Below are 26,979 nucleotides of genomic sequence, written 5' to 3' on the forward strand. Positions count from 1 at the left end.
TTAATAAAAATTACTATCTTCTCAACAAATGATTGTTTCCTAAAGATTGATACCTTTCAGAAAAATCTCATGAGCTGACTCTCCCACTGGGTACAGGTTTTTCTATCTAAATTGAAAGATTAGCTCATTTCTTACTTATCTGGGTATTACTTGTAAATAATGAGACTATATTTTATGAAATTTATCCTTTATAGCAAACAAAATATAAGAAAATAGCGAAAAAAAACCTTATTCGGATAGCCATTATTAGCTATTCCGAATAAGGTACACATCATTCATATCGTAATGATTCAATTGGACTTAATTTCGCCGCTTTATTAGCAGGTAGCATCCCGAAAATCACTCCAATTAACATAGAGAAAAGAAGTCCTCCAAGGACCACTTGCCAAGAAATAAGTGGTGGCCATCCTGCAAAAATAGAGACGATATTTGCTGCAAAGGCACCTAATAAAATACCAAATATCCCTCCAATAACCGTTAAGGTTACAGATTCAATAAGAAATTGCGTTAAAATCTGCCGCTTTGTAGCACCTAATGCTTTTCTAATACCAATCTCACGTGTTCTTTCTGTTACAGATACAAGCATAATATTCATCACACCAATTCCACCAACAACTAAAGATATACCTGCAATGGAGCCAATAATTAAAGTCATAATGCTCGTAATTTGACCAATCCCTTCTGCCATCTCCTCCATATTAAATACATTGTATGAATCTTCTGTATTATGCGAGCTATTTAATAACTGGGTTGCAGTTTCTCCTACCTCCTTCATCGTATCCGCATTTGATGCTTGTAAGGTAATTTGATTATATTCATTCTTCCCATAGGATTGGCGGAAGGTATTCCAAGGGAGATAGACTTCCATTGAGCCAAAGGCAAAGATTCCAGTAGGTTTTTCAAGTACACCAATGATTTCTATCGGCTGACCATTTATCCAAATTACTTCACCAAGCGGGGAAGTTTCTTCAAATAATTCGCTTTTTAACTGTTCACTGATTACCCCGACTCTTGTTCCCCCAATAAAATCACTAGCTAAAAAATCCCTTCCAGATTGAACGACCAGTTCATTTACTTCTACGTATGCCTGGTTTATACCAAGGACACTTGTATCAACAATATCCTCCCTGTATCTTGTTTGATAAAATTCAGAGGACGACGCAACAACTCTTTCTACATTCGGAATACCGCTAAGGAATTCTACATCACTTTGTGTAAATGCTGCTTCTAAATAAGCATTTGGATTTGATCTTAATTCTTCTTCACTTGGCTCATAGTAAACTTCAATTGTATTTCCCGGACCAGTTATAGAAGTCTTTAAAAGCTGTTCTCCACCTTGACCTATCGCTACCACCAAAATAACAGAAGCCACTCCTATGATGATCCCAAGCATTGTCAAAAGTGACCTTAGTTTATGGGCAAGTACAGAGCTCAATGCCATTTTTATATTTTCGACCACACTCATTCTAGGTTCCTCCTTTCTTCATCAGAAAGAATGGACCCATCTCTAACGGTAATGATACGCTTTGCATACTCCGCTACTTCATACTCATGGGTTACAAGAATAATAGTTGTTCCTTCTTTGTTTAGTTTTGTGAATTGATCCATAATCGCTACGCTTGTTTTGCTATCAAGAGCTCCTGTCGGCTCATCAGCTAAGATGATTTTAGGTTCATTAACAATTGAACGAGCAATTGCTACTCTTTGCTTTTGACCCCCTGATAATTCATTAGGTAGATGATGGATTCGATCACCCAACCCTACTTTTTCTAAAGCCAGCTTAGCTTTTTCTTCTCTTTCCTTTTTCTTTATACCTGCGTAAATCATAGGTAACTCAACATTTTTAAGAGCTGTTAATCTTGGTAACAATTGAAATTGTTGAAAAACAAATCCGATAGATAAGTTACGAACTTTTGCTAGTTTTTCATCTTCATATGTTGAAATATCAATAGAATCCAACAAATAAGAACCTGTTGAGGGTTGATCTAAACAACCAATAACATTCATTAGCGTTGATTTTCCAGAGCCTGAAGGACCCATTATTGCAACAAATTCGCCATTTTGTATATATAGATCTATTCCTTTAAGTACATCCAGCGTTTCATTCCCTACTTTATAGGTTTTCGTAATATCCGCTAGTTCAATCATTTTCAATCACTTCCATATTTGAATCAAGCTCAGCTGTCGAATCCACGATGATTTTATCACCCTCGTCCACACCTGAAATCAGTTCGATCATCTCGCCGCTTGTTGTTCCTGTTTCAACCTCTTTTAGAATTACTTTACCATTTTTACTAATATAAACTATTTGCTTGTCACCTTCTTGTTTAACCGCCTCTAAAGGGATAACTAGTGACGTCCTTTTTTCTGTTTCAATTTCCATTATTAGTTTAAAGCCTGGTTTAGCTTTTATCTCTTTATCTTTCATTATGATCTCAATAGGATATTGTGCTGATTGTTCTTCAGTTCCAATTCCAGATGAAGTTATTTCTGGTATATACCCTACGTAATTTACAGTGCCCTGCCATTCATCTTCTGGGAGAACATCCGAGGTAAGAGTGACTGCTTGTTTTTCTTTTATTTTTAAAGAATCATATTCTGATAACTTTCCTTTTACGATAAGTTCATTTTTTTCTGCTATATGTATAAGTGGAGTGTCTTGTTGTCCAGTTGTGGCAGAGGAATTAACAGATAAAATCGTTCCATTTCCTTCACTTTTGACGTCTAACTCCCCTATTTTCTTTTCGATTGTTTCTTTTTGAAGTAATACTTGCCTCGCTTCAAGGTCGGCTACTTTTAAGTCTGTATTCAATTGTGACCGTTCAGTTTCAATTTGTTTATTTGCTTCATCATCTCCTATTTGTTTCGCAAGGTCTTTTTCCTTTCCCTCTAAAGATTCGATTTGTTTTTTCACTTGGTTAATTCGTAAGTATGATGATTCTAGAGATAATGCATTTTGCTCTTTTTCTAATTCTAATTGTTCGTTCTCATATCGAAGAAGCACTGTACCCTCTTGCACTTCCTCCCCTACCTCTACTAAAATCTCAGCAACTTCTCCTTTTTCCGGTTCAAAATAAACCTTTGTCTCGTCCTTCAAGCTAAGAGTCCCTGGTACCATAACCGTTCCTGAAATTTCTTGTTCTTTTACGGTAAACGTAGTCACTTCTGGTATTTCTTTGTTTACGCCCTTCAATACATTTATCCCTACTAGCACAGCGATGATCATTACTACCCCAACTGATATCCAAATTTTCTTCTTCATTAGAATTGTCCGCCCCCTTCTAAAGGAGCAATAGGAGGAGTAACAGCAGCGATAATTAATCCTATAATAAAGAAAATTCCTACTATTATATACGCTTGTAACTTCGATAGATTCGCTACTTTCATAAGTCCTAGTGCCAGTAAGATATAATACCAAATACTAAATACTTCTATAACACTCAAAATACGCCCTAAAGCCCCTTCTGCAGCTATAATACTTTGTAGACTAGTTATCATGATAGAAGGGTTAGCTCCGATTGCTACAATGATTACTTGATTTAAAACTTGACCAATTAGACTAATAAAGCTTACATGTATAATGAGGGAAAACATTTGTTTGAATGATACCTCTGATTTTGCCAACTTGCTTATTCCAAGAAAAATTGCTGCAAAAATAAGGTAACTAATTGGTGTTCCTACTAATCCTCCAAGAACTGCACTTACTACCCCAGAAACCTTCACCATTTGTTCTTGCTCAGGTGTCTTTTCCATGCCAGAAATAGCAGTAAAATCAAGATTCACTGTAACATATAGAGCTACCAGCGTTGTAAGAACTGTAAGAATAATTAAAGGTAACCATATTACTGGTCTTTCTTTTACTCTCTCAATCTGTTCACCTGGACTAAAAATCATTCCTACTAAGGTTGGTCTTTTTGTTTGAATTGTATCTTGTTCCATTTGATAAACCTCCATTAACGTGATATACCTTTACTACGGCTAATCATGGAAAAAGTTTCAAGTTTTTTAAAGCTTTATATGAAATGAAATAAGTCGGTAACTCAGATACTGTGGCATGATGAACAGCTTAAAAAGTGTAAAGGAAGGTTAATCCTTACAAAGAAAGTGAAGCCCATCTTACTGAAGCCAAAAGAGAAATCCACGAATGATTCTTTCATTTTCTAAGGCTCTTTTCTGAATATTGTTGCTAAAAACCTAGAAAGTAATTAGTAACAGAGGATTAATGATAAATAAGGTATTATTCTAAGAAGCAAAGGTGTCACTAGTCTTTATACAGCGCTTTTTTCTTCATATGACTTAAAGCAACAAAGTTTACGAAACATATTAAAATAGGAAGAGGATGAGCTAACTGTAGTGAACTTACACGTTTCGCTACAGCTTTTTTCATTGTTTAGGAATCGTTGAACGTGATGAACCATATCATTCATTGGAGGTTATCTCAATGGAACACGATTTTGAATACTTGTTTGAGAAGCTTACTAAAAGGCAAAAATTGTTTAGTGAATGAATTTCATAAATGCCATAAGTTTGTGTCATGCTTACTTGAATCCAATTAAAGAAATAAATTCAACAACCTTTAAAATGACTAATCCAATTCTTTTTTCCTACATATCGGTAAAAAATATGATGAAATGCTCCTCTTCAAGTCCACTGCTCCCCAAAATTTTCTGCTTAGAAGGCTTTCACCGTTTACTTTGAGTCCGTTCAGTGGCATTTTAGTGCTCTATCCGCGATTCTGGGCACTTTATCCGCGATTCTGGGCACTCTATCCGCGATTGTGAGTGCTCTATCCGCGATTATGAGTGTTCTATCCGCGATTCTGGGCACTCTATCCGCGATTGTGAGTGCTCTATCCGCGATTATGAGTGTTCTATCCGCGATTCTGAGCACTCTATCCGCGATTCTGGGCACTCTATCCGCGATTCTGGGCACTCTATCCGCGATTCTGAGTGTTCTATCCGCGATAATGGGCGCTCTATCCGCGATTCTGAGTGTTCTATCCGCGATAATGGGCGCTCTATCCGCGATTCGGGTTGTTTCGACGGATTTCACACACACATGGAGAAACGTTATGATCAGCATTGAAACAACAAGATTTGAGAAAAGAGCATTTTCTAAAAAATGTTCCGTTCAATTTTCTGTCAAATAATCACTTATTCCCTCATCCTTGCTAGATAAACATTGGTTACGCTTTCGAGGTTTAATCCTCCTTTGCATATTAAATGTCTTCTCAAAAAAGTACTAATCAATCATTTACAACCTTGATAGGAGCGAGTATGATAAACCCGAAAGTTACATTATTGATTGATATAAGCGAGTATGATAAATGGTAAGTCAATGAATTTTCTTTCGCTCATATAAACTAAATTTGGAGGAACATTCACATGTGGGTATTAACGGTGTATGCAAATGAGACGATTAAAATGTATGAGTTTGATAATGAGAAAGAGGCAAAGGAATCTTGCCAAAAAATAGAGGGAACTGCTTTTCTTTCACACGTTGTTTATTTTAACGATGAATTTGTTGAAGCTGTTAGCTAAATTCTTCGAGGCTGGGACAAAACAAAGAAGCCAAGCACTTCTGTACCAGCCTCTTTTGTTTCCTTTATTCAAAAACCTGATTGGTTCATCGTAACTAATTGATAGTATGCGCCTTTTAAGGTCATTAAATGAGTATGGTTACCTTGTTCAATAATTTCTCCATGGTCAAGTACAACAATATTATCGGCTTCTCGTATCGTTGAAAGTCGATGAGCAATCATAATCGCTGTTCTACCTTTTAGAAGTTTTTTTAGTGCTACTTGAATTTTCACTTCTGTTTCTGTATCAATGCTTGCTGTTGCTTCATCTAAAATGATAATAGAAGGGTTTGCAAGTAGTGCTCTCGCAAAAGAAATCAACTGCCGTTCACCAACAGATAGAACATTACCTCGTTCTTCAACCTCTGTTTCATACCCATTAGATAAATGTCTGATAAAATCATCTGCACCAACTGCTACAGCAGCTTCAATTACTTTCTCATCCGTTGCGTCTGGTGATCCAAATCTTATATTATCCATTATTGTTCCTGAGAAAATAAACGTATCTTGTAGGACAACACTAATTTGAGATCGTAAATCAGATAAAGAAATTTGCTTACTATCTACTCCATCAATCATTACTCTCCCATCGGTTGGGTCATAAAATCGACTAATTAAGTTCGCAATCGTTGTTTTACCTGATCCTGTATGACCAACTAATGCAACTGTTTGACCTGAATGTATGGATAGTGAAATATTCTTTAAAGCTTTGCGAGTTGAATCATAACCAAATTCGACATTCTCGAAATCAATTCTCCCTTGAATATTCTTCATAGCTACTGGCTTAGTTGCTTCTGTCACATTTGGCTTTTCATCGATAAACTCAAAGATTCTTTCAGACGAGGCCATTCCCATCAATAGCTGGTTATACACCTGACCTAGACGAGATATTGGCTCCCAAAACATGCCAAGATAAAAGGCGAAAGACACAAATGTCCCAATTGATAGGCTCCCATTCATAATTAATGTTACTCCGTACCAAATTAAGATGGCTGTACCGATCGCATTTGTCATTTCAACCAATGGAGAAAACATCGCATTCTTCTTCGTTGCATCTCTCCATGATTGAAAATTCTCTGTGTTAATCCCATCAAAAAAAGCTGTATTTTCCTTCTCCTGTGTGAAAGCCTGGGTAACTCTTATTCCTTGAATCGATTCATTTAAATGTGAATTTAACTTCGACTGCTTGAGTCTAACCATTTGCCAAGAACGACGAATTCTTTTACGTAAGCTTGTTGAAATAAAGAACATACACGGGAGGATTACCATAATGGCTAACGTAAGCTCTGGACTAAGTGAAAATAATAAAATAACAACCCCAATGAGAATTAAGAAATCCATTAGTAAATTAATGACACCGCTTGTAAATAACTCCTGCAAGGAATTAATATCATTCATAATTCTTACTAAAATGGATCCTGCAGAACGTTGATCGAAAAAACGATGCGATAATGATTGTACATGTGTAAACAAATGTTTACGTATATCATAAATCACATTCTGACCAAGCATATTCATCCATTTTATTCGAAATCTATTGGCAATATAAGAAACAAAATATAAAGATGCTATAGTTATAACTAGTGTAATAAGTAATGGAATATCTTTATTCTTAATTGCAAAATCAAGTGTATATTTTCCAATTAAAATCGGCGTCACTAAACGGACTATACCTGAGAGTAAGACAGCAATAAATGCTTTCGGTAACAAGCTTTTTGAATAAGGTTTTAAGTATTGAAACAGTCTCCACATTTGTTTCCAGTTGAAGGGTTTATCAATAATTGTGTCTGTTGAATAATGAAATCTTTCCATAATCATTGTCTTTTTTTCTATTTTATTCATCTCTTCACCTACCCTACAGTCGAATTTACTACAGCTTGTTGATCTTTATATTGAATATCATATATTCTTCGGTAGTATCCTTGCTTCAATAATAATTCTTCATGTGTTCCTCTCTCAACAATTTCACCATGATCAAACACAAGTATCTCATCTGCATGCTTTAATGAAGAAATTCTATGTGCAATGATAAAAGTCGTTCGTCCCGTCATTACCTCTTTTAATGCCTGTTGGATCGTAAATTCAGTCTTCATATCTACAGCACTAGTTGCATCATCTAAAATTAAAATTCGAGGGTTCATACAAATTGCTCTAGCAATCGCGATTCTTTGCTTTTGCCCCCCTGACAAACCCATCCCTCTTTCTCCAAGCATTGTATCATAGCCGTCAGGTAGTTCCATTATAAACTGATGAGCTTGTGCTTTCTCCGCTGCATCTATAATCTCTTCCATCGATGCTTCTGGTCTTCCGTAAGAAATGTTGGCTTTAATCGTGGATGAGAATAAGAAGGACTCCTGTAGCACCATGCCTATATTCGAACGTAATATTTTTAATGGATAGTGAGATATTTCATGGTCATCTACGACAATATTTCCAGAACTAGGTGTATAAAATCTTGTTAATAGCTGTATAACACTTGTTTTTCCAGAGCCTGTTGCCCCAATTAACCCAATCGTCTTACCTTTAGCTACCTTAAATGAAACATTTGATAATGCCAAAGAGTCATCTTCCTTATAACGCAAGCTAACTGAGTTAAAACTAACATTCCCATCAATTGTTTCTATGGACATAACATCCTCTTGATCTTTTATTTTTTCATCTGCTTCTAAAATTTCTAGTAATCTTTCACCAGATGCTTTTGCCTGTGAAAATAAATTAATTACAAATCCAAGATTCATAATCGGGACCATCAAATACCATACTAAACTAAAGAATGCGACAAGCTCTCCTGGTTTTAATTCCCCATTGATGACAAGGATACTTCCATAACCGAGTAAAGCCACGACACAAATATTGCCGATAAACTCCATTAACGGAAAAAATTTTGCCCATACAGAGGATGTTGTTAAATAATGGTCCTTATAATTTGCATTAGAAGAATTAAACTTTGAGATTTCAAACCCTTCTCTTGATAGCGCTTTAACAGTTTGAATACCACTTATATTTTCTTGTACGTTTGTATTTAACTTTCCAAATGATTTACGAATATTTCGAAACGCCGGATGAACTCTTTTATCAAATTGAAAAACAACTACCCCTAAAAAAGGTAGTACAGCTAACGTAACAAGTGCTAATGGAATCGAGTAAAAAAACATAACACTAAGAGCTCCTATAATGAGTAAAGCGAAACGAACGAGCTCAGAGAAACCAAAAGACAGGAAGAAACGAAAGCCCTCAACATCCGCTGTTAATCGTGACATGAGATCTCCAGTTTTCGCATTGTCATAATACACAAAGGGGAGTCTTTGTAGCTTCATATATAACTTATTTCGAAGATTATAGACGGATTTTATCCCAAACATATCCCCTAGGTATTGGTGAAAAAATGTAGAAATCCCCTTTATCACCATTATTAGAAGAAATCCGCACACGATATAAGGTATGTATTCATATTGTTCTTTTACAACTATTTCATCTATTGTAAGCTGTAAAACGATTGGATAAATAACAGTGATTGCTGTAATAATTAAAACAAAAAACAAAGACAACAGAAAATACTGTTTATACGGCCAATAATAGGTTTTTAATTTTCTAAATGTATTCATTTATTTTTTCTCCCATCCCTTCGTGTTTCTCTCATATCCACTCCTATAAATATACCACTTTACCGTCAAATATATCGGAAATCGAAATAAATATTGAACAAATGAAATAAGGAATTGAGGAGGCTTACTTGGCGCAAACGTCACCAATTTCCTGTCCTTCCATTTAATCATACGCTTTCTCCTTCCAGTAAATAACAGCTATTTGATGGAAGTTATCTAAGACTTTCGACGGAACTCATACAAAAAGCATAGACGAAAACGAAATGAAATACCTATAATAAAATAAAAGCCTCCATCCAAATGGATGAAGGTTGGCTTTATCTCTTCCTGGCTTTTTCTAGTATGCTATGAATAAATTCCCCCTTAGCTTGAGCATATTCATTCATATTTTCCCAATTATTTGAAGCTAGCCTTCGTTTAAGCAGCTCATAATTCTTTCGATCATGTTCTGATACTCGAAGAAAATCTCTAAATAGTAGGTGATCTTCCCACCAGTTACTACTCGTAGGCACAACATGAATATGTGAATGCCTATTAGTATGAGGGATTTCAAAAAAGTTATCTTCATGTAGCTCATTAGGAATAGTTGAGGATACTCCTTCTTTTATTCCGATAAAAAAACGACGAAAAGGAAGCTGTTTATTATAAATTGAGAGATAAATATAGTCTCTTCCCATCAGATTATCAACTACCTGATCTAACTCTTCTTCATTTTTTACTCCTATCATAATATCAATAATCGGCTTTGCTGCTAGGTCTTTGACAGAGGTACTTCCAATATGCTCGATAACTGGAGATATATGATAAAGCTTTTCTTTTAAAACTGTAGCTTCTCTTAGAAATTCGTGTGGCCAATCGTTATGATATGAGAAAAGATCTATCTTCATTTAAGTATTCTCCTTCTAAACTTGTCTTTAATGAATACACCTTAACTAATGGGTCTACTAAGCACGAACTACTTTACAATATTCACCAGTTACTTTCTAACAGCACGAACCCCCATTTCAAATCCCTTGATACAAAATTCCATCCTTTTCATGTACAGAAGTTAAATACGAGTAGGAATAATCCTTTCACTTTCGTACAAAGAGTTAACAAGATTTTAATTGGTTCTAACTGGTGGACAATACACTAGTTCCAGATCGCTTTAGTTATATAGCTTCTTACCAGCATGAATGAATAAAGTGAGGAAAGCTTATGTTAAAACATTTCTTTGAATTTGCAATCAGAGGTAATGCCATTGATCTTGCAGTAGGTGTTATCATTGGAACTGCTTTTGGAAAAATCGTGACTTCTCTAGTAGATGATTTAGTCATGCCACTTATCGGAATTTTACTAGGGGGAGTTGATTTAACCTATTATTCAATCACAGTAGGTAATTCCTCTATTCAATACGGTGCTTTTTTCCAAACAGTTATCGATTTTTTAATTATCACATTTAGTATATTTTTCTTTATACAACTATTTTATAAAATCAGAAAAATGGAGGAAAAGAACCCAGTGGGTCAGACAAAAACTAATACCGAGCTTTTACTCGAAGAAATTAGAGACCTTCTGAAAGAAAAGAATGAAAAATGAATTCAACCAGACCTAACACTTGATAAATAGCTAAAATTTAATAGATATCTAAAATCTGTAGGTTTGTGTGGAGTAAAATAAGCAGTTATGAAATTGATTCAGATAGCTCCTGTTAGGAGTAGTTTTTCAAATTATACGATAGTTCTACATTTTGTTTCGCTCCGTTATATCTCGTATGATTACTTGTAATGACAGTATTGTTATTATAATAAAGGCAAAACTATCGTCTTTACATATTATAACAGCATTAGTATGATCCAGTGATGATATATGCGTAAAATCAAGTATACTTTATCCAACAACATCATCAATATGTTCTATTCCTATTAATTTCATAGCTTGTTTAATTGGATAAAAGATTTCCCTCGATTCCATTGGTAAAGGTGATAACTCGAGAAGTACCTCTTTTCACGGGAAAATTTCCGTTTACCATATTATCTGAATATAGTAAAAGGTTATTTCCTACCTTATAAATAAGTTACTATTAGTATAGTATGTTTAAAATGAAGAGTCACACCAATCTTAAATTTTCCCAGATAGAAATAACTAGTTATTCGACAATATTTTATGTAGTCATACAGACAAAAAAAGCTAACAAAGGTAAATAACTCTGTTAGCTTTTTCTCTATCTTTTTTAGATGAATAACTATTAAACTTTAAATTGTTTGATAAGCTCTTGCAGTTCCTCTGCCATAGTAGTTAACATTTTGGCTGATGCAGTAATTTCTTCCATAGAAGCAAGCTGTTCTTCTGTCGTTGCTGCCACTTCCTCAGATGTAGCAGCACTTTCTCTAGCTATTTCTGCAAGATCATTAGCTGATGCACTTACCTCTTGAACCGCAGCAGACATTTGCTGAACAGTGGCTGATACTTCTTCAACCTGTGGCGTCATGTCATTCATTCTTCGAAGAATTGTATCGAATTTTTCAGATGTTTCTTGTGAAATTTGAAGTCCTGCTTCTGCATTGTGGGAGACATCATTCATTAAATCTACTGATTTCTTTGTATCTAGTTGTACAGAAGAAATCATTTCTGCGATTTGCCCAGCAGATCTCTGAGATTGCTCTGCAAGTTTTCTTACTTCATCTGCAACAACAGCAAAACCTTTTCCATGTTCACCTGCTCTTGCAGCTTCAATTGCTGCATTTAATGCTAACAGATTCGTTTGATCTGCAATTTGCGAGATCGCATCTAGTATATGCCCGATCTCTGTTGATCGATGTGAGAGGGACTGAATGACCTTATTCGTCTCAACAACGGAAGAATGGATAAATTTCATTTGCTGCAAGTTACTCTGTACAATTTTTCCACCTTCTGCTGCTTCATTTACACTCTCTTGCGCTAAATCTGCTACATTAGATGAAGTCGAGGAAATACTTACAATTCCTTGTAATACCTCTTCCAACGCTTGTTTATTTTCTTCAATTTTTGTCGTTTGATTTTCAGCACCACTTGCAACTTGTTGGATTCCTTCTGATACTTGTCTAGTGCCCTCGGTTGTCTGATCTGAGCTTGCAATTAATTCTTCTGCAGATGCACTTACACTATCTGAAGAATGTCGAATATTATTAACGACAATTCGTAAATTCTTAACCATTTGCATAAAGCTTGCCGACAGTTGGCCAATCTCGTCTTTTGAAGAGCTCGTTATATCCTGAGTTAGATCTCCTCTACTAATTCTTTCAGCGGAAGAAACTAAAGAGCGAATTGGCTGCAGAATGGAACGAATAATTAAAAAGACAAGAACAGCACCAACAATCACTGATATCAAAATAACAAGAATAGTCTTTATGAATATTCCTTGGGCAGCTGCAGTCGTTTCACTTGATAACATGATGCCTGCAATTTTCCAGCCAGTTAACTCATTTGTCACAAATGCCATTTCTCGGTTATTTCCTTCATATTTATATGAGAAGGCATCATTCTCCTTACTAAAAATCTTGTCTACCCAATTTCCTTCAGCCTTTTCCCCTTGATTGCTAGGGTGAATCAAATAAGTTCCTGTTTGATCTATAACTGTTATATAGCCTTCGTCACCCACTTTTACTTGATCAGTGAGATTCCCTAAAGCAGCTATATCTAGGTCTGCTGCAATAACTCCTGATTGGTCATTTAAAGATTTAGCAATTGTAACAGTCGTCATATTAGAACTTGCATCTGTATATGGATCTGTAATAACAACTTTGTCTTTATTCTCCATTGCTAGCTTGTACCATGGACGATCAGCAGGATTAAAGTCATTAGGCAATTGAACATTTGGAGACATGATCATTTCCCCATCTTGCATACCCATGTATATCATCTCTACCTCATGCTTAGTTTGTAAATATTGATTAAATCTCATTTTTAAATTAATTAAATCATCTGAGGAAAGATCCTTACCCGCTGTTTTAACCGTCTTTGCAAAATATTGAATATCATTTGTTATTGGTTCTAACTGAATATTTAATGAAGAATTAATAAGGTCGACACTTTCAGAGGCTGTTTGAAGCATACTTTTAGCAATTTCAGTTTTTGCTGACTGATAGGAAATAAAGCCTATTAATAAACTAGGAACTAATAAAATAAAAGCAAAGGCAAAAATCAACTTCTTTCTAATTGTAAAATTAGTAAATAATTTCTCAATTGATAGCTTATTAAAAAACGTTTTCATCATGTTATAATCCCCTTTATGAGTTTGACAAATTTCTTTTCATGGATGTTTAAATGAATATAATTATTGTATGAGGACCAGTTACTGTGAGAATCTCTTATTTCATCATTAGGGATTAAAGAATGGATTGATTTATACCAAACTTCATTGCAACTGGCTGGCAGTATTCTACATAAGCCCCTATAGCTCTGCGTCCCAATCTTTCGAGAGGTTTGCCAAATTAGTAATATATAGTCTTATTTTACTACTCATTCATTTAAAAGAAAATAGCTTTTTCATAAAATTTTCAATATTCGCTTACTACTAACTCTATGTTCCTATTATAAAATACGTTTTTTCAGAAAAGTATTTAAATAGAAAAAACGTGTATTACATCCAATGTAATGACACGCTTTATCCCTTCGTTATCCCCTCATACATATCTTTTAACGAAAGACAATTCTTCCTAGCTAATTTTTCCACATAGATACTCCATAAATTTGCAGTAAGCTTTGCATCGTATAAAGCGTGATGCCTTCCATAGATAGGAATACCATTATAGTTGCAACATTCATCTAAGGTAATTAAGTTCAATTCTGGTTCCGCTATACGATACAGAAAGGACATATCTACTAACCGATGTTTAAATGAACTTCTATAAAGCTTCCAGGAAGCATGCTGTAAGAAGTTTTTTTCATGGTTTGCATGATGAGCAACAAGAGTAAGATCTTGAACATATTGAAAAAACTGAAACAATACTTCTGAAAGAGGTGGTGCTTCATTCATCTCTTCATTTGTTATGCCTGTTAACTCTTCAATTTCCTTTGATATTTTCTTCTCTGATTTAACAAGAGAATAAAAGCTTTCTTCCTCTTTTATCGTATCTCCTTTTACTTTAATTGCACCAATTGAGATAATTTGGTCCCCTTGATCAGGATAAAAGCCTGTTGTTTCAATATCAAATACGACGACATTTAACTCAGTGAGTGGAACATGCAATGTTTCTTCGACCCGCATCTCTCTTTGGAGCTGACGGAGATACGCTACCTGTTGTTGGCTTTGACCTCGTTGATTTGCACTAAATTTCCCTTTCATAAAAAACAATGGATCGAATGTCATGATATACACCCTTTATTTATTATCCCTTGTACAAGCTGATGAATTTTTTTCCCGTCTTTTAAAAGATATTTTACTTGTCTTTTTTGTTCTCGACTTAATTCTTTTATGTTCAAGTAATGAACATCATCATAGGAATCTGCCTTCGTGTATAAGGAAGTACGATATTCAAGTAGTAGGATAAAGTTTTCTCTATAATGTTTCAGTTCCTGGTATCCTTCATTCTTTGCAATAAGTTCGTCCATACGTTCTAATGTTCCGGTCTGATATAGCCCCTCTTTTATAGATAATAATCTTATTGCATTTACGTACGGTAAAAACGCCGCTTTTTTCCAGTCGATACACCCTTCATAAGGTCCTTGTGATTCTACGTAAATTTGTCCTAAAGGTCCAACTGAAGGTTTAATGTGTTGAATATTATCTAAAAATCGCTGGAGTAAATGTTTCTCTCTCGATTGGTAGTCAATAATAAGCTTCTTTAACTGAATAATAAATGAAGGATCACCAATCAAAGCTCTCCCGTCATAAAAAATTTGGAGATACCTAATAGATTCCCAGCTTTTATCATCCATCCATGAATAAAGTTGAGCATCCCAATCTCGTAGAGACTTACACCACATTGAATTAGAGCTCATGATCTTCCCTTCACAATATGGATATCCAATTTCATGAAGCCCTTTTGAAAGTTCATCGCCTAATTTACTAAAGAATCTAGCTGCTCGCTCAGAATGTTCCTCATAAACAAGTCCATGATCTTGATCACTAATAAGTCCTTGTTCATTTCTTCCCCCACTGCCCATCACAAACCAAGTATATCGACATGGAGGCTCCCCGTATTCTTTTTGAACGTGAAGAAGTGCTAGCTCACTAGCACTTCTCATTAATTGATCGTGAAACTCATTTAATGTATGAGGATGTAGTTTATAACGATTGATATTATCTACTCGAAATTCCCTTATCGATTCATAGGAATCAAACTGTGGTTGCATGAAAGACACTTCCTCACCATTTGTCAGACTATAAAATCCTAGACTATGAATGGATATTTAAGAACCAACATTTTGATCTTGAGTAGAGAACACTTCTGGATAACCATAGCTTCCATGTTCACTCATATCTAATCCCATTACTTCTTCTTCCTCTGTTACTCGTAATCCATTCATTACTTTCTTTGCAATGGCTAAAATAACAAACGATACAACGAAAGCATAAAGTCCAGATGCTGCTACCCCCATAAATTGTACGCCTAGTTGATCAAAACCACCACCATAGAATAAACCTGGTTTTCCAACTGAAGCTAATTCTGGTGTAGCAAAAAATCCTGTCGATAATGTTCCCCAAACCCCTGCAACACCATGAACTGATAGAGCAAAGATTGGATCATCAATTTTTCTCTTTTCAAAGAATCTTGCACTATAGAATACAAGAATACCTGCGATAAACCCGATTACAACTGCCGCCCAAGTATCAACGAAAGCACATGATGCCGTAATCGCTACAAGACCTGCTAATGCTCCATTCAACATAGTTGGAACGTCTGATTTACCTAATACCATCCATGAAATAATTAGAGCTGCTACTGCACCGGCACCAGCCGCAAGGTTTGTATTTAATGCAACAAATCCAAAGAATCCATCATCTACTGCTACAGTACTTCCTGCATTAAATCCAAACCAACCTACCCAAAGAATTAAAACACCTAATGCTGTGAAAACTTGGTTATGACCTTGAATATTATTTGCAGAGCCATCTTTATTATATTTACCAATACGTGGTTTTAATAGAATAGTAGCTGCAAAAGCTGCCATAGCACCTGTTAAGTGAACAACTGTCGATCCCGCAAAGTCTTGTTTACCATGCTCAGCTAACCAGCCGCCTCCCCAGATCCAATGAGCGATAACCGGATAAATAAGTGCCGAGAATAAGAGCGTAAAAACTAGATAAACTGATAATTTAGCACGTTCAGCAAATCCGCCTAATGCGATTGTAATGGAGATACACGCAAAGGCACATTGGAAAACGAAGAATACTGCTGTTGAAAGTCCCATACCTTCTGCTTGCTCGCCTGAGTAGAAAAAGTCCGTCAATCCTACAAAGAAATTACCATTCCCACCAAATGTAAATGCATAACCTACTGCCCAATAAACGAGTGATGCAAGACCAACTGTGAAAATTGTTTTACCTGCGATATGTCCTGCGTTTTTCATTCTTGTTGATCCCGCTTCAAGTAAAATGAATCCACCTAACATAAAAATAACTAAAATGGCACTAAGCATAACCCAAAGACTGTTCATCAAAAACATAGAATCCATTCTGTTTCCTCCTTGTAGTTTTATTAACTTCTGATGTTAGGAAATATAACATCTGTGTCTTAAGTATCATTTTAAACGAATTTCAACGTATGTCAACCTGTTTTTATAAATTTCTGATAATTTTATGTTAGTTTTTCTAACAAGAGACTCTTGAAAACGCATAAATACTACTTCGTTAACCCGTAATTTATCTCAATATATATCGCTCTCTGATTAAAACTAAATAAAAAAGCTGTTGAATTATAGTTCAACAGCTTTTTTCATCATCCACTTTATCAATAGTGCAAAGACTAAAACAGAAACACATTGTTCTATTTATTTTTTACTTGTTTTCCCTTTACAACTTTCATCTCTTTATTAAAGTCCTTTAAGATCGAAAAAGACATGGCAATTAATACAAACGTCAAAGGAAACGCACTGACAATAATGGCTGTTTGCATCGCATTTAGCCCTCCGGACATCATCAACACAATAGCTGAAGCCGATAGGAACAGACCCCAAATGACTTTAACATATTGTGGAGGATTTAGACTGCCTTTTGTTGTTTGCATCCCTAAGACAAATGTTGCAGAATCTGCTGATGTAACAAAGAACGTAGTGATAAGCATTAACGTAACGATGATGAGTAATCCAGTAAATGGCAATTGTTTATAAACAAAGAAAAGAACTGTTTCCAAACTTTGTTCACTTACATTTAACCCCTCAAAAAATTCAAAATATATCCCTGTTCCACCAAACACCGCAAACCAAAACGCACATACTAACGTAGGAATAACCAAGACAGCGACCATAAACTCTCTTACCGTTCGCCCCTTAGATACACGAGCAATAAAGGTTCCTACAAAAGGAGCCCACGCTATCCACCAAGCCCAGTAAAAAATAGTCCATCCTTGTATCCACGAAGCATCATTTTCATTAAAAGGAGCCAACCTTAAGCCCATACTAGGGAGATTTTGTATATACCCACCTAAAGTTGTTGTAAATAGATCTAAAACAAAACGTGTAGGTCCAATGATTAAGAAGATAAGTAAGAGCAGAACCGCTAATACCATATTAGCATTGCTTAAATACTTTATCCCCTTTTGTACCCCTGTACTTGCAGATATTATAAATAATAACGTCACTACTGAAATGATTATTAATTGAACTGTAAAATTATTCGGGATACCTGAAATATAACTTAGCCCACTATTAATCTGAGCAGCTCCTAATCCTAAAGAAGCCGCAACACCAAAGATAGTAGCAAACACTGCAACCACATCAATAATCGTACCTATCCAACCTTTAGATCTTTCTCCCAATAAAGGAGTAAGAGTAACACTCATCAATCCAGGTTGCTTTTTCCTAAACTTATAATAGGCCAACACAAGTGCTATGACTGCATAGATTGCCCATGCATGAAATCCCCAATGGAGATACGTGTAACGAAGAGCCGTTTTCGCCGCTTCACCCGTACCACCTTCTCCAATAGGTGGACTCGCGAAATGAGACACCGGTTCAGAAACTCCAAAGAATAACAAGCCAATTCCCATCCCAGCACTAAATAGCATCGCAAACCAAGTTGAACGTTTAAATTCCGGCTTGTCATCATCTGCACCTAATTTAATTTTTCCATATTTACTAAATATAAGAAAAATCGCAAAGATTAAAAAGAATGTAGCTGAGAGCTGATAAAACCAACCAAAACTACTTAAGAAGTACGCTTTTGTTGCGTCCATCATTTCTCCTAGTTGAGTCGGAGCAACAACACCCCAGACGACAAAAATAGAAGCTAATACAAGTGAAATCCAAAAAACTTTCGAAACCTTTTCCATTTTTCGTTCTCCTTTTTGTTTCATCATGCTGATTGTATCAAACAAACGTTATTCCCTATTTAAGTAACAACCTCTTTTAAATACATTCGTTTCGTTTTCAATACACTCATATCACGATATGTTTTCCTTGTGAAAAGCCTTAGTCAGAGCAGGTTCTATTCACGCAGATTTACAGAATAATTTTTCATAAAGGAAGGTTTGGGTACATCTCCATCATACAATTTTATGAACCGCTTACTAACGGTCAAATAGAATAGAACTAAAGATAAGAAATGGATAGAAGGGAGGAAATAAAACGATTTCATACAAAGGTGATCACATAGACAATAAATCTCTGCCTTCTTCTCTTTTTTGCCGTTCAAGAAAAAGATGATTCAATGCCCTTAGGAAGATCTCATAAATCTTTCATCTGATATGATATTAGCTATGAGTTGTATCTACATTCTCTATATATCGTTATAATCGCCAATAGCTATGTAAGCATCTAGTACAAAGAGTAGTAACAAGATCCTATAGAATGCCCTCATAAATATTTTCTAAACGTAGTTGGGGGTTCGATTTCATCCTAAATTAACCCAAAATGCAATCTTTATAAAAAAATTCCTAGCTTACAGCGCGTGAAATTTTTCTAATAAAATAAAACCTTATGAATAGCTAGCTATACATAAGTAAAATACCCATTTTTAAAGTTTTCAAACTTAATTCGGATCTAATTTGAGTTAAATTAGGATAAAATTCAACTGTCTTTATGGTTTTATGATTTAAATTGATCATCAACTGAAATCATTACCTCTTACCAACTTACCTTGTAAGACGTTCTTTCTATTCTTTTATCGATGGAGGTTCCTGACTGCCCTTTATCTTTTATCATTCTCTATAAGTATATAGATAAAATAATAGAATATCAAATTCACCTCTCATTCGTTGCTCATTCTCTGTTCGAATAGAAAATGTGCTTTGCACGAAGTTGCTCACCAACTTCTAAAATTCCATATGAGAATTCCTTTTGTTTTCTTTTATCTGTTGCTGACCCCGGATTAAATAGTAAGATATCCTCATGATATTTCATTACCGGAATATGAGAATGCCCAAATAAAATACAATCTACTTTATCATTTTCAAATGCCTGTATTGCTCGTTTTTCTGTTGTGCTAGTCCTTCCATGCCCGTGGAAAATACCGATTTTAAAGGAATGAACCAGCAGTATTCTTTTCTCAGGTAGAATAGCTTTCAGCTCCTGATCATCTACATTTCCATAAACACCTTCCACATTTCCTAATGATAAGAATTCTTGGTATACATCAAGTGTTTGCCAATCTCCTACATGAATCATTAGGTCCGCCTCCAAAGATGCTCGCTTTATGACTTGAGGGATTTTTTTTGCTCTTTTAGGAATATGAGTATCCCCTACTACAATAATTTTCATAAAATCCTCCATATTATTTGGCTTATTTATAGTTAAAAGATATAATATGTATGCTTTCATCTAGACTTGTTGTGATGAATTAATTTCCACTGGGCTTGTGATAAAGAATGAAGCTTTAGAAAATAGGCGGTGACCATACCATCTACTCGCCTGTTTATCTTTATCCCAACTTAGCAATACTATAAACAATTGTTAAAAAAAGGAGAATACATATGAATATTATTGAAGCTACAATTGAAAAACTAGACGATCCTTTTGGTATCCTTACAGGTGATCGTTACGAAATCTTCCTCATGTTAGATGTTGACCAGGACGATGATTTATTTAGCGAAAATGGCATGATGTTAAAACTCATAGTAGTAGTTGAACAATCAAACTACAAAATCGCTCAGTACGATTTCATTGAAAAATCTACCGAAAAAATAGTAGACTTTGCGTTAGATGAAGAGGAAAAAGAGCCTGTTCTATCATACTGCAAAAAACTTATAGCTGTAGAAGAAAGCGAAAAAAGCGAGATGAATTAACATCTTCGCTTTTTTCAATTCATTTCATTTACCTTAAACAATCTTTTTATCACTAAACCACTTTTCTGCAAACGAAATTCTCTTATATTCAATCGGTTTGTTAACAAGCAAGATAACCTTAATCATTACAAGTAAGAGGGGTGTACGTTTATATACCACATACCTCGGAATCCATTCTGTGGCAAACTTGGCTTTATAACTCTTTAATCCTCTAAAATTATAGAACCTACAACTGTTAAAAAAAACATACCTTGCTATTTTTTCCATTAAAGCTGCATCTGTTCCGATTCCTACATTTGATAACGGTGAAAGACCAAGACTACACGACTTAAAGCCATTGTCCTTCGCCCATAAAAAGGTTGAAATAAACACCATATCCATAGCACCAGGAGGACTATCTTTACTCGATCTCATCAAGTCTATACTCACCGTCTCATTTTCTTGTTTATCAGAAGGTAAGCTTGCAAATGCAATCAACTTCCCATTCCGATCTCGCAATGTTGATATAGGAAAAAAACCAATATATTCATTTGAAAAAGAACTAACTGAAAAGCTTTTTTCCTTTCTCCCATTTAACCATTCATCAGAAATGCACGTTAACTCTTCTATTAGCTCAGATGTAAATGGAGGATAGACTATAGTAAATATAAACCCTTCTCTTTCAAACTTATTTAGAGTTGTTCGGAATTTCCCTGATTTCTTTCCCTGAATCGTAAATGTCTCTAAACATACCTTAGCTTCTTCACCAACTTTGAAGATGCGGTATCCATTTTCCTTAAAAATATGAAAGAAACGACTAGAAGCCTGGTAAAAGATCGGTGTCATTCGATGATTCTTTGCAAACGACATAAATTCCTTTAATCCATTATCTAAGTCTTCTTGTTCCCCAAATGGATCTCCAATAACATAATATTTATTCCCTTTTGGAGTATAAGAAATCATGACTGAATTTTTAATTGAACGAAACACATCTTTATCTTGTAATAAACTCAAATGAGATAATGAATCTCCACCATATTTATGAATAAACCTAAAAACTGACATCGAATGAACTTTCTTTTCACCTTCATTAGTATAATACTTTAAAGCGAATATCAGGACTGTACATATAAGTAAAAAAGTAAAAATGAATGCTACAATAATAAAAATAACCCCCTCCTTCTATTCACTAAATAAAGATATCATAATAAAAGCGAAGTGAGAATAGATATTTTTAACTTGTAAAAATCTGTTTTATGAATCCATATTTCGTATATTTTATTCCTTTCAGGTAACGATATAAATGGAATTTGTCATTTTATTTTTGGAGGGATTTATATGAATGTAAATAGAGCTAGAGAAATTTCGACTATGGGCGAAATGGTTAATGTTCAATATAGTGGAGAAGCGGTTTATATACAGTCCGTAAATGAAGAACAAGCTACAGCCCGTATTTTCCCATTAAATAACCCACAAGCAGAACAGTATGTTCCTGTTGAAAGTTTGACTGAGTTGTAACACTACCCTACTCACAAGTAAAAAAAAGCAACTTCCATTTACTATGAAAGTTGCTTCATTCATTTTAGCTTATTATAATTTTACAACGTCATCAGCTTGAGGTCCACGGTTTCCTTCAACAATGTTGAATTCAACTTGCTGACCTTCTTCTAATGTTTTAAAACCTTCACCAGTAATAGCGCTGAAGTGAACAAATACATCATTTCCTTCTGCAACTTCGATAAATCCAAACCCTTTTTCAGAGTTAAACCATTTTACAGTACCTGTCGTTTTCATAAAAGAAACCTCCAAAGATTTATTAATATGTCCCTTATTAATATGTTACTGATATTTACCGAGTAAATAAAGATTCACATATTATAAAAAATATCAAATAACGGAGTAGATATTCTTTAGAATATGTGAATGATATAGCTCCATATTTGATTTGTAGATAAAAGATAAATAGATCAGATCGTCACTCTATATTTTCTTTCATTTATTTTTTATAAATTGCAAAGCCTCAAAACAACGAAAGCCCTACCTCTCTTTCGTCCTTACGGCTCCTTGACCGCGCCAGTGTGAATTGAAGTAGAAACGAATTTTCATGTTAATCATCCTATCATTCTAGATTCACAATGCACTAAAATTAGTGATTTATAATAAGCACTATTAACTACTATAAAGAAAAAGACGTGTAATGTCAATTTTAAACCTTTTTTTGTAAATATTTTCTTGCTGAACCTCTTCATTTCAAACAATAAAGAGAAGCAGTCTTTTGAGGGTAGTAGAGAGGACTACAAACACTGCGCTCCTGAAATCTAAGGTCTTCCTCTTTGCAAAATGGTTAGATAGCTAGCCTTTTTGAGACCTTAAGTAACAGGCTTTACAGAAATGACAGTCTATAACTAAGACGAAAAAAGAAAGTATGTATCCTCTTTCTTTTTTCATTCCTATCATTTCTCACTAGATCAATAAGTGCTAAATTGAATGTCAGGTAGTCGACCTATTTAATAATTGTATGATGAATAACATAACGCAGGAGATAAAAATCATTGCACCAACCCATAACCACGCTAAAGTCATCTCTCCACTATCAATCGCTACATAAATAGCTGTTGAAACTGTCTGTGTCTTCCCAGGAATATTTCCAGCGAACATCAAGGTAGCCCCAAACTCTCCTAACGACCTTGTGAAGCTTAATACAAATCCGGTGAGAATATATTTGATTGTTAAGGGAAGAGTAATGGAATATAACACCGCCCATTCTCCTGCTCCATCAACTCTAGCAGCATTTTCAATATCAGAGTCTACATGCTCAAAACCAGTCCTTGTTACTTGGTACATCAGAGGGAAAGATACAACAACTGCTGCTATCACTCCAGCCCACCAAGTGAACAAGAGAGTTTCTTGAAAGAAAACCATCATTATTTTTCCTATGAATCCATTTGTGCCAAAAAGTATAATTAAAAGAAATCCTACTACAGAAGGCGGAAGAACAAGAGGTAATATAAGAAGAGTTTCAATAATCATTTTCCCTCTTCTTAATTTCTTCGCCATATAGTGTCCCATTAAAGTACCCACTACCATGACAAATACACTTGCTACAGAAGCTATGCGTAATGATAAGAAGATTGGGTCCCAGAACTCGTAGTTCATTCTATCTCCCTATAATCCCTAAAGCCATACTTTTTAAAGACCTCCAATGCTTCTTCGCTTTGTAAAAATTGAAAAAACTCAACCGCTTCTTTATTAGTTTGTGAGTTTTTCACTATTGCTACCGGATAGATAATCTCTGAATATAATGATGGATCCAATTCATCTAAGACCTTTACTTTATCTGATACAAGTGAATCTGTTTTATAAACAATTCCTGCTTTTACGTTGTTAGTTTCTACATATGAAAGTACTTGACGAACATCTTTTGCATAAAAAAGTTCGTTACGCAATTCGTCCCATTTATTTAGGGAAATTAGTACTTCCTTCGCATAATAACCTGCTGGGACAGTCTCTGGTGTACCAATTGATATCCTTTCAAGATCCCAAACTTCTTTAATAGATTGTATTGTTAATGTAGGAGAAACGACAATAACTAAACGATTCTCAAGGAGATTAACCACAGAATCCTGCTCTATCAATCCCTTCTTAACTAACTCGTCCATTTTTTCATGATCTGCCGAAAAAAACACATCCACAGGAGCACCTTGTTCAATTTGTTTACTTAATGTGCCTGAAGAAGCCAGATTAACATTCACATTTATTCCGGTTTCATTTTCAAAAAGAAGCTCAACATCTTGTAGGGCGTCTTTTAAACTAGCAGCAGCAGATATCGTTACCTCCATCCTTTTATCCTTCAATGAACAACCAACTAAAAGAAAAAAAACAGATACGCAAACTCCAAATTGAAAAAGCTTTTTCATTTTTCTTTTAGCCTCCACTAACGGGTGGAATAAAGGCTACAACATCACCTGATTGTACAAGATCATCATCTAATGCATACTCTTCATTCACAGCAACCATCACATGCTCTATCTCACCTAAATCATATTTCTCTGCCATGATTGTTTTTAATCTTTTAACAGATAGACCCGTTTCTTCTACTTCTATACTTTCTTGACCTACTTTTTCTTGAAGATGGGCAAATAACAAAACTTTAATCATGTTCATTCCTCCAAAGGTTTTCCAGTCGGATAAGGTGTTTTTTGAAGTTGATCTCCAACCCATTCCTCTCCATCTTCCCAGATTTCTTTTTTCCAAATTGGTACAATTTGCTTAATTCGTTCAATAGCGTATTCATTTGCTTCATATGCATGTTTCCTATGTGGAGTTGAAACAGCAATAACAACTGCAATATCAGTTATTTCTAACTTTCCGACACGATGTGTGATGGCAACAAGTGAATTTTCCCATTTTTCATTTATTTCTTTACCAATTTGTTCAAGCATTTTAATTGCCATTTTTTCATACGCTTGATATTCAAGAGAAAGTGTACGTTTACCATAAGTAAATTCCCTAACAGTTCCAATGAAAGTCGTTACAGCTCCCGCTTCGTTTCTTATTACTTTTTTTGTCATTTCTTCTACTGAAATTGGTTCACTTACAATTTCAAACATAGTTTTAGACAATATCCTCACCTACCTTGTTTTCTAGTAACCATTTAATACACGCTTTTTGATTTGTAAACACTGGGAATTGTACGGAGAGATCTTCGGGCAGTTGAAAGTTAGTTACCACACACTCTATATTACTGATGTCACGTAGAAGAGATACATCTTCTAATGAGCGTAGAATAACGACTTTAGGATAATGCTCTTTTTTAAACCCTTCTATTAAAATAATATCCAATCCTAATCCCTTGTATAGTTTGACTAATTGTAATAGGCTCATATTCAGATGGCCTGTCAAAATAAAACTGCCATTACCTTCAACCAGGGAAGCTGTTGCTCCAGCATCTCGATGTCTTCCCGTATCTTTCACTTCATCCCCATAAGCAAGAGAACTTTGATGTCCATGATGCTTAATAGTTCCTACAAGATGCTTTTGTGCGACTGCCTCTTTAACATACTCTATGACGAACGTTGTTTTCCCGCTATTTTGATAGCCTACTACTTGAAGGACTCTGCCCATGGTATCTCACTTCCGTCTTGATCTTCAAGGAGTAGAGCATTAACTTGGTCACCTGCTTTGAACCCTCTCGTTCCTCCCGGTAAGGTAATGAAAACAGTGGCATCTGCTAAAGAGGTTACAACATTTGACTTATCGAGCCCTACCGGTAAGGCTTCAAGTCGACTATCACTATAGGTTAATTTCCCTCTCACAAAACGTGTAAAAGGGTTTGGTTTTAAGAAATCCTTACCAAGCGTAGCCTGTATCATTTTTAAATGGGGTTGACTGGATTGAAGATAATAACGTACCACCGGCCTCATGAATAGTTCGAATCCGACATAACAGGCTGACGGATTCCCTGATAAACCAAACAAGAGTTTTCCATTCACCTCGGCAACTGTAGTGACGCTTCCTGGTCTCATCGCGACTTTATTAAATAAGACATTCGCCCCTAAACGATTATAGATATCTGGCAAAAAATCATAATCACCAACAGATACACCACCTGTTGTTATAAGAAAATCCACTTTTGTTAGAGCATTTTTCACCGCTTCATAGCAGGAATCTAAATCATCCTGTAATTTACCTAAGTATACAGGTTCCGCTCCACTTCTATGAACTTGAGACATAATCATATAAGAATTACTATTTCTAATTTTTCCTGGTACAAGCGGTTCACCTATCTCGAGCAATTCACTCCCTGTCGCAATAATGCCAATCTTAGGTTTCCTTGAAACGGTAACAGAATCATAGCCAAAAGTCGCTAATAAAGCAACAACCCCAGGAGTAATATACGTTCCCTTCTTCACTAAAACCGTGCCAGCTTGTGTATCTTCTCCTTTAAATGAAATATTATCTCCCTCATTAAATGAACGTTTTAATGTCATATACGTCTTCTTATTTCTTTTTGTCACAGTTGTCAATTCAAGCATAACGACAGCATCACTTCCAACAGGCATTTGAGCCCCCGTCATGATTCGAATAGCCTGCATATTCCCTAGAGTATACTCACTAACCGAGCCAGCCCCTATTTCATCTATGACTTCAAATTCGATTGGATTGTCTGAACGTGCATTTTTAGAATCAATTGACCTTATTGCAAAACCATCATAGGGTGAACGATCAAATGGAGGAACTGGATGGTCAGCTACTAGATCTTCAGCTAAAAATCGACCATAACTCTGATCTAGAGAAAGCTTTTCTCCTATTCCTTCTATTGCATAGTTCATTACCTTATCAATCGCTACTTTTACTGACAACGGCTTTCTTTTTTCTACCATAAAATCACTCCGATTATTTCTAAAAATCTCTA

Annotated in this window: 26 protein-coding genes, 1 pseudogene and 1 riboswitch; of the genes and pseudogenes, 5 read left to right on the forward strand and 22 right to left on the reverse strand. The window is 35.2% G+C overall.

Annotated elements, in window-relative coordinates:
* Positions 1 to 271: 271 nt before the first annotated feature.
* From A9C19_RS12395 to yknW, 4 genes are read right to left on the reverse strand one after another with little or no spacing between them, the layout of a single operon-like run.
* Positions 272 to 1,465, reverse strand: coding sequence for an ABC transporter permease (locus A9C19_RS12395; RefSeq protein ID WP_072580236.1), 1,194 nt, complete (start codon positions 1,463 to 1,465; stop codon positions 272 to 274).
* Positions 1,462 to 2,148: an ABC transporter ATP-binding protein gene (locus tag A9C19_RS12400; RefSeq protein ID WP_072580237.1), complete on the reverse strand. Its 687-nt coding sequence runs from the start codon at positions 2,146 to 2,148 to the stop codon at positions 1,462 to 1,464. Before A9C19_RS12400 ends, A9C19_RS12395 begins: the two co-directional genes overlap by 4 nt.
* Positions 2,141 to 3,262 carry an efflux RND transporter periplasmic adaptor subunit gene (locus A9C19_RS12405; RefSeq protein ID WP_072580238.1) on the reverse strand — a complete coding sequence of 374 codons (1,122 nt, stop codon included), beginning with the start codon at positions 3,260 to 3,262 and terminating at the stop codon, positions 2,141 to 2,143. Before A9C19_RS12405 ends, A9C19_RS12400 begins: the two co-directional genes overlap by 8 nt.
* Positions 3,262 to 3,939, reverse strand: coding sequence for a YknW family membrane protein (yknW, locus tag A9C19_RS12410; RefSeq protein WP_072580239.1), 678 nt, complete (start codon positions 3,937 to 3,939; stop codon positions 3,262 to 3,264). Before yknW ends, A9C19_RS12405 begins: the two co-directional genes overlap by 1 nt.
* 838 nt (positions 3,940 to 4,777) lie before the next feature.
* On the opposite strand from yknW, the gene A9C19_RS21500 reads away from it, so the two are divergent.
* On the forward strand, positions 4,778 to 5,149 hold the full coding sequence (locus A9C19_RS21500; RefSeq protein ID WP_145925794.1) for a hypothetical protein: 372 nt from the start codon (positions 4,778 to 4,780) through the stop codon (positions 5,147 to 5,149).
* A gap of 235 nt (positions 5,150 to 5,384) precedes the next feature.
* Positions 5,385 to 5,540, forward strand: a complete 156-nt coding sequence (locus tag A9C19_RS22035; protein ID WP_199445783.1) for a hypothetical protein — start codon at positions 5,385 to 5,387, stop codon at positions 5,538 to 5,540.
* Between the two features lie 68 nt (positions 5,541 to 5,608).
* On the opposite strand, the gene A9C19_RS12420 is transcribed toward A9C19_RS22035, so the two are convergent.
* The 3 genes from A9C19_RS12420 to A9C19_RS12430 form a co-directional block, all read right to left on the reverse strand.
* Positions 5,609 to 7,420, reverse strand: a complete 1,812-nt coding sequence (locus tag A9C19_RS12420) for an ABC transporter ATP-binding protein (RefSeq protein ID WP_072580241.1) — start codon at positions 7,418 to 7,420, stop codon at positions 5,609 to 5,611.
* 8 nt (positions 7,421 to 7,428) lie between these two features.
* Positions 7,429 to 9,183 (reverse strand): ABC transporter ATP-binding protein, encoded by a 1,755-nt coding sequence (locus tag A9C19_RS12425; protein WP_072580242.1) that lies wholly within the window; start codon positions 9,181 to 9,183, stop codon positions 7,429 to 7,431.
* A 317-nt stretch (positions 9,184 to 9,500) separates the two neighbouring features.
* Positions 9,501 to 10,070, reverse strand: a complete 570-nt coding sequence (locus A9C19_RS12430; protein WP_072580243.1) for a GrpB family protein — start codon at positions 10,068 to 10,070, stop codon at positions 9,501 to 9,503.
* Between the two features lie 310 nt (positions 10,071 to 10,380).
* On the opposite strand from A9C19_RS12430, the gene mscL reads away from it, so the two are divergent.
* Entirely contained in the window at positions 10,381 to 10,761 is a 381-nt protein-coding gene (mscL, locus tag A9C19_RS12435; protein ID WP_072580244.1) for a large-conductance mechanosensitive channel protein MscL, read from the forward strand.
* A gap of 649 nt (positions 10,762 to 11,410) precedes the next feature.
* Here the strand turns inward: mscL and A9C19_RS22770 are convergent.
* The 7 genes and pseudogenes from A9C19_RS22770 to A9C19_RS12465 form a co-directional block, all read right to left on the reverse strand.
* On the reverse strand, positions 11,411 to 12,364 hold the full coding sequence (locus tag A9C19_RS22770; protein ID WP_420835829.1) for a methyl-accepting chemotaxis protein: 954 nt from the start codon (positions 12,362 to 12,364) through the stop codon (positions 11,411 to 11,413).
* Positions 12,353 to 13,417 (reverse strand): annotated as a pseudogene (locus tag A9C19_RS22775) (HAMP domain-containing protein); the annotation flags it as partial. The pseudogene A9C19_RS22775 and the gene A9C19_RS22770, both read right to left, overlap by 12 nt.
* Positions 13,418 to 13,559: 142 nt before the next feature.
* A riboswitch (cyclic di-GMP riboswitch) is annotated at positions 13,560 to 13,641 on the reverse strand.
* Positions 13,642 to 13,807: 166 nt separating this feature from the next.
* Positions 13,808 to 14,512 (reverse strand): exonuclease domain-containing protein, encoded by a 705-nt coding sequence (locus A9C19_RS12445; RefSeq protein WP_072580245.1) that lies wholly within the window; start codon positions 14,510 to 14,512, stop codon positions 13,808 to 13,810.
* Entirely contained in the window at positions 14,509 to 15,498 is a 990-nt protein-coding gene (locus A9C19_RS12450) for a DUF294 nucleotidyltransferase-like domain-containing protein (RefSeq protein WP_072580246.1), read from the reverse strand. The genes A9C19_RS12445 and A9C19_RS12450 overlap by 4 nt, the downstream gene beginning before the upstream one ends.
* 57 nt (positions 15,499 to 15,555) lie before the next feature.
* Entirely contained in the window at positions 15,556 to 16,821 is a 1,266-nt protein-coding gene (locus A9C19_RS12455; RefSeq protein WP_072580247.1) for an ammonium transporter, read from the reverse strand.
* A gap of 311 nt (positions 16,822 to 17,132) precedes the next feature.
* Positions 17,133 to 18,635: a glycine betaine uptake BCCT transporter gene (locus A9C19_RS12460; RefSeq protein WP_072580248.1), complete on the reverse strand. Its 1,503-nt coding sequence runs from the start codon at positions 18,633 to 18,635 to the stop codon at positions 17,133 to 17,135.
* Between the two features lie 928 nt (positions 18,636 to 19,563).
* On the reverse strand, positions 19,564 to 20,061 hold the full coding sequence (locus A9C19_RS12465; protein WP_072580249.1) for a metallophosphoesterase family protein: 498 nt from the start codon (positions 20,059 to 20,061) through the stop codon (positions 19,564 to 19,566).
* 212 nt (positions 20,062 to 20,273) lie between these two features.
* Between A9C19_RS12465 and A9C19_RS12470 the strand changes: the two genes are divergently transcribed.
* Complete coding sequence (locus A9C19_RS12470) at positions 20,274 to 20,585, forward strand: DUF6509 family protein (protein ID WP_072580250.1); 312 nt, start codon at positions 20,274 to 20,276, stop codon at positions 20,583 to 20,585.
* Positions 20,586 to 20,618: 33 nt separating this feature from the next.
* Here the strand turns inward: A9C19_RS12470 and A9C19_RS12475 are convergent, their stop codons facing one another.
* Complete coding sequence (locus A9C19_RS12475; RefSeq protein WP_072580251.1) at positions 20,619 to 21,629, reverse strand: phosphatidylglycerol lysyltransferase domain-containing protein; 1,011 nt, start codon at positions 21,627 to 21,629, stop codon at positions 20,619 to 20,621.
* A 273-nt stretch (positions 21,630 to 21,902) separates the two neighbouring features.
* Here A9C19_RS12475 and A9C19_RS12480 point away from each other — a divergent pair, with 273 nt between their 5' ends.
* A complete protein-coding gene (locus A9C19_RS12480) occupies positions 21,903 to 22,082 on the forward strand; it encodes an H-type small acid-soluble spore protein (protein ID WP_072580252.1) in 180 nt (59 codons plus the stop codon).
* 72 nt (positions 22,083 to 22,154) lie between these two features.
* Here A9C19_RS12480 and A9C19_RS12485 read toward each other — a convergent pair whose 3' ends face one another.
* The 7 genes from A9C19_RS12485 to A9C19_RS12515 form a co-directional block, all read right to left on the reverse strand.
* Positions 22,155 to 22,358, reverse strand: coding sequence for a cold-shock protein (locus A9C19_RS12485; protein ID WP_072580253.1), 204 nt, complete (start codon positions 22,356 to 22,358; stop codon positions 22,155 to 22,157).
* 696 nt (positions 22,359 to 23,054) lie between these two features.
* The gene (gene modB, locus A9C19_RS12490; protein ID WP_072580254.1) at positions 23,055 to 23,720 is read right to left on the reverse strand and encodes a molybdate ABC transporter permease subunit; all 666 of its coding nucleotides are present in this window, start codon (positions 23,718 to 23,720) and stop codon (positions 23,055 to 23,057) included.
* Entirely contained in the window at positions 23,717 to 24,481 is a 765-nt protein-coding gene (gene modA / locus A9C19_RS12495; protein ID WP_072580255.1) for a molybdate ABC transporter substrate-binding protein, read from the reverse strand. Before modA ends, modB begins: the two co-directional genes overlap by 4 nt.
* 7 nt (positions 24,482 to 24,488) lie before the next feature.
* Positions 24,489 to 24,722, reverse strand: coding sequence for a molybdopterin converting factor subunit 1 (gene moaD, locus A9C19_RS12500; protein WP_072580256.1), 234 nt, complete (start codon positions 24,720 to 24,722; stop codon positions 24,489 to 24,491).
* Between the two features lie 2 nt (positions 24,723 to 24,724).
* Positions 24,725 to 25,174, reverse strand: coding sequence for a molybdenum cofactor biosynthesis protein MoaE (locus tag A9C19_RS12505; RefSeq protein ID WP_420835830.1), 450 nt, complete (start codon positions 25,172 to 25,174; stop codon positions 24,725 to 24,727).
* A 4-nt stretch (positions 25,175 to 25,178) separates the two neighbouring features.
* Positions 25,179 to 25,688, reverse strand: coding sequence for a molybdopterin-guanine dinucleotide biosynthesis protein B (mobB, locus tag A9C19_RS12510; RefSeq protein WP_072580258.1), 510 nt, complete (start codon positions 25,686 to 25,688; stop codon positions 25,179 to 25,181).
* Positions 25,667 to 26,947: a molybdopterin molybdotransferase MoeA gene (locus A9C19_RS12515; RefSeq protein ID WP_072580259.1), complete on the reverse strand. Its 1,281-nt coding sequence runs from the start codon at positions 26,945 to 26,947 to the stop codon at positions 25,667 to 25,669. Before A9C19_RS12515 ends, mobB begins: the two co-directional genes overlap by 22 nt.
* Positions 26,948 to 26,979 lie beyond the last annotated feature (32 nt).

This window comes from Bacillus weihaiensis (genome assembly GCF_001889165.1).
Lineage (GTDB): Bacteria > Bacillota > Bacilli > Bacillales > Bacillaceae > Metabacillus > Metabacillus weihaiensis.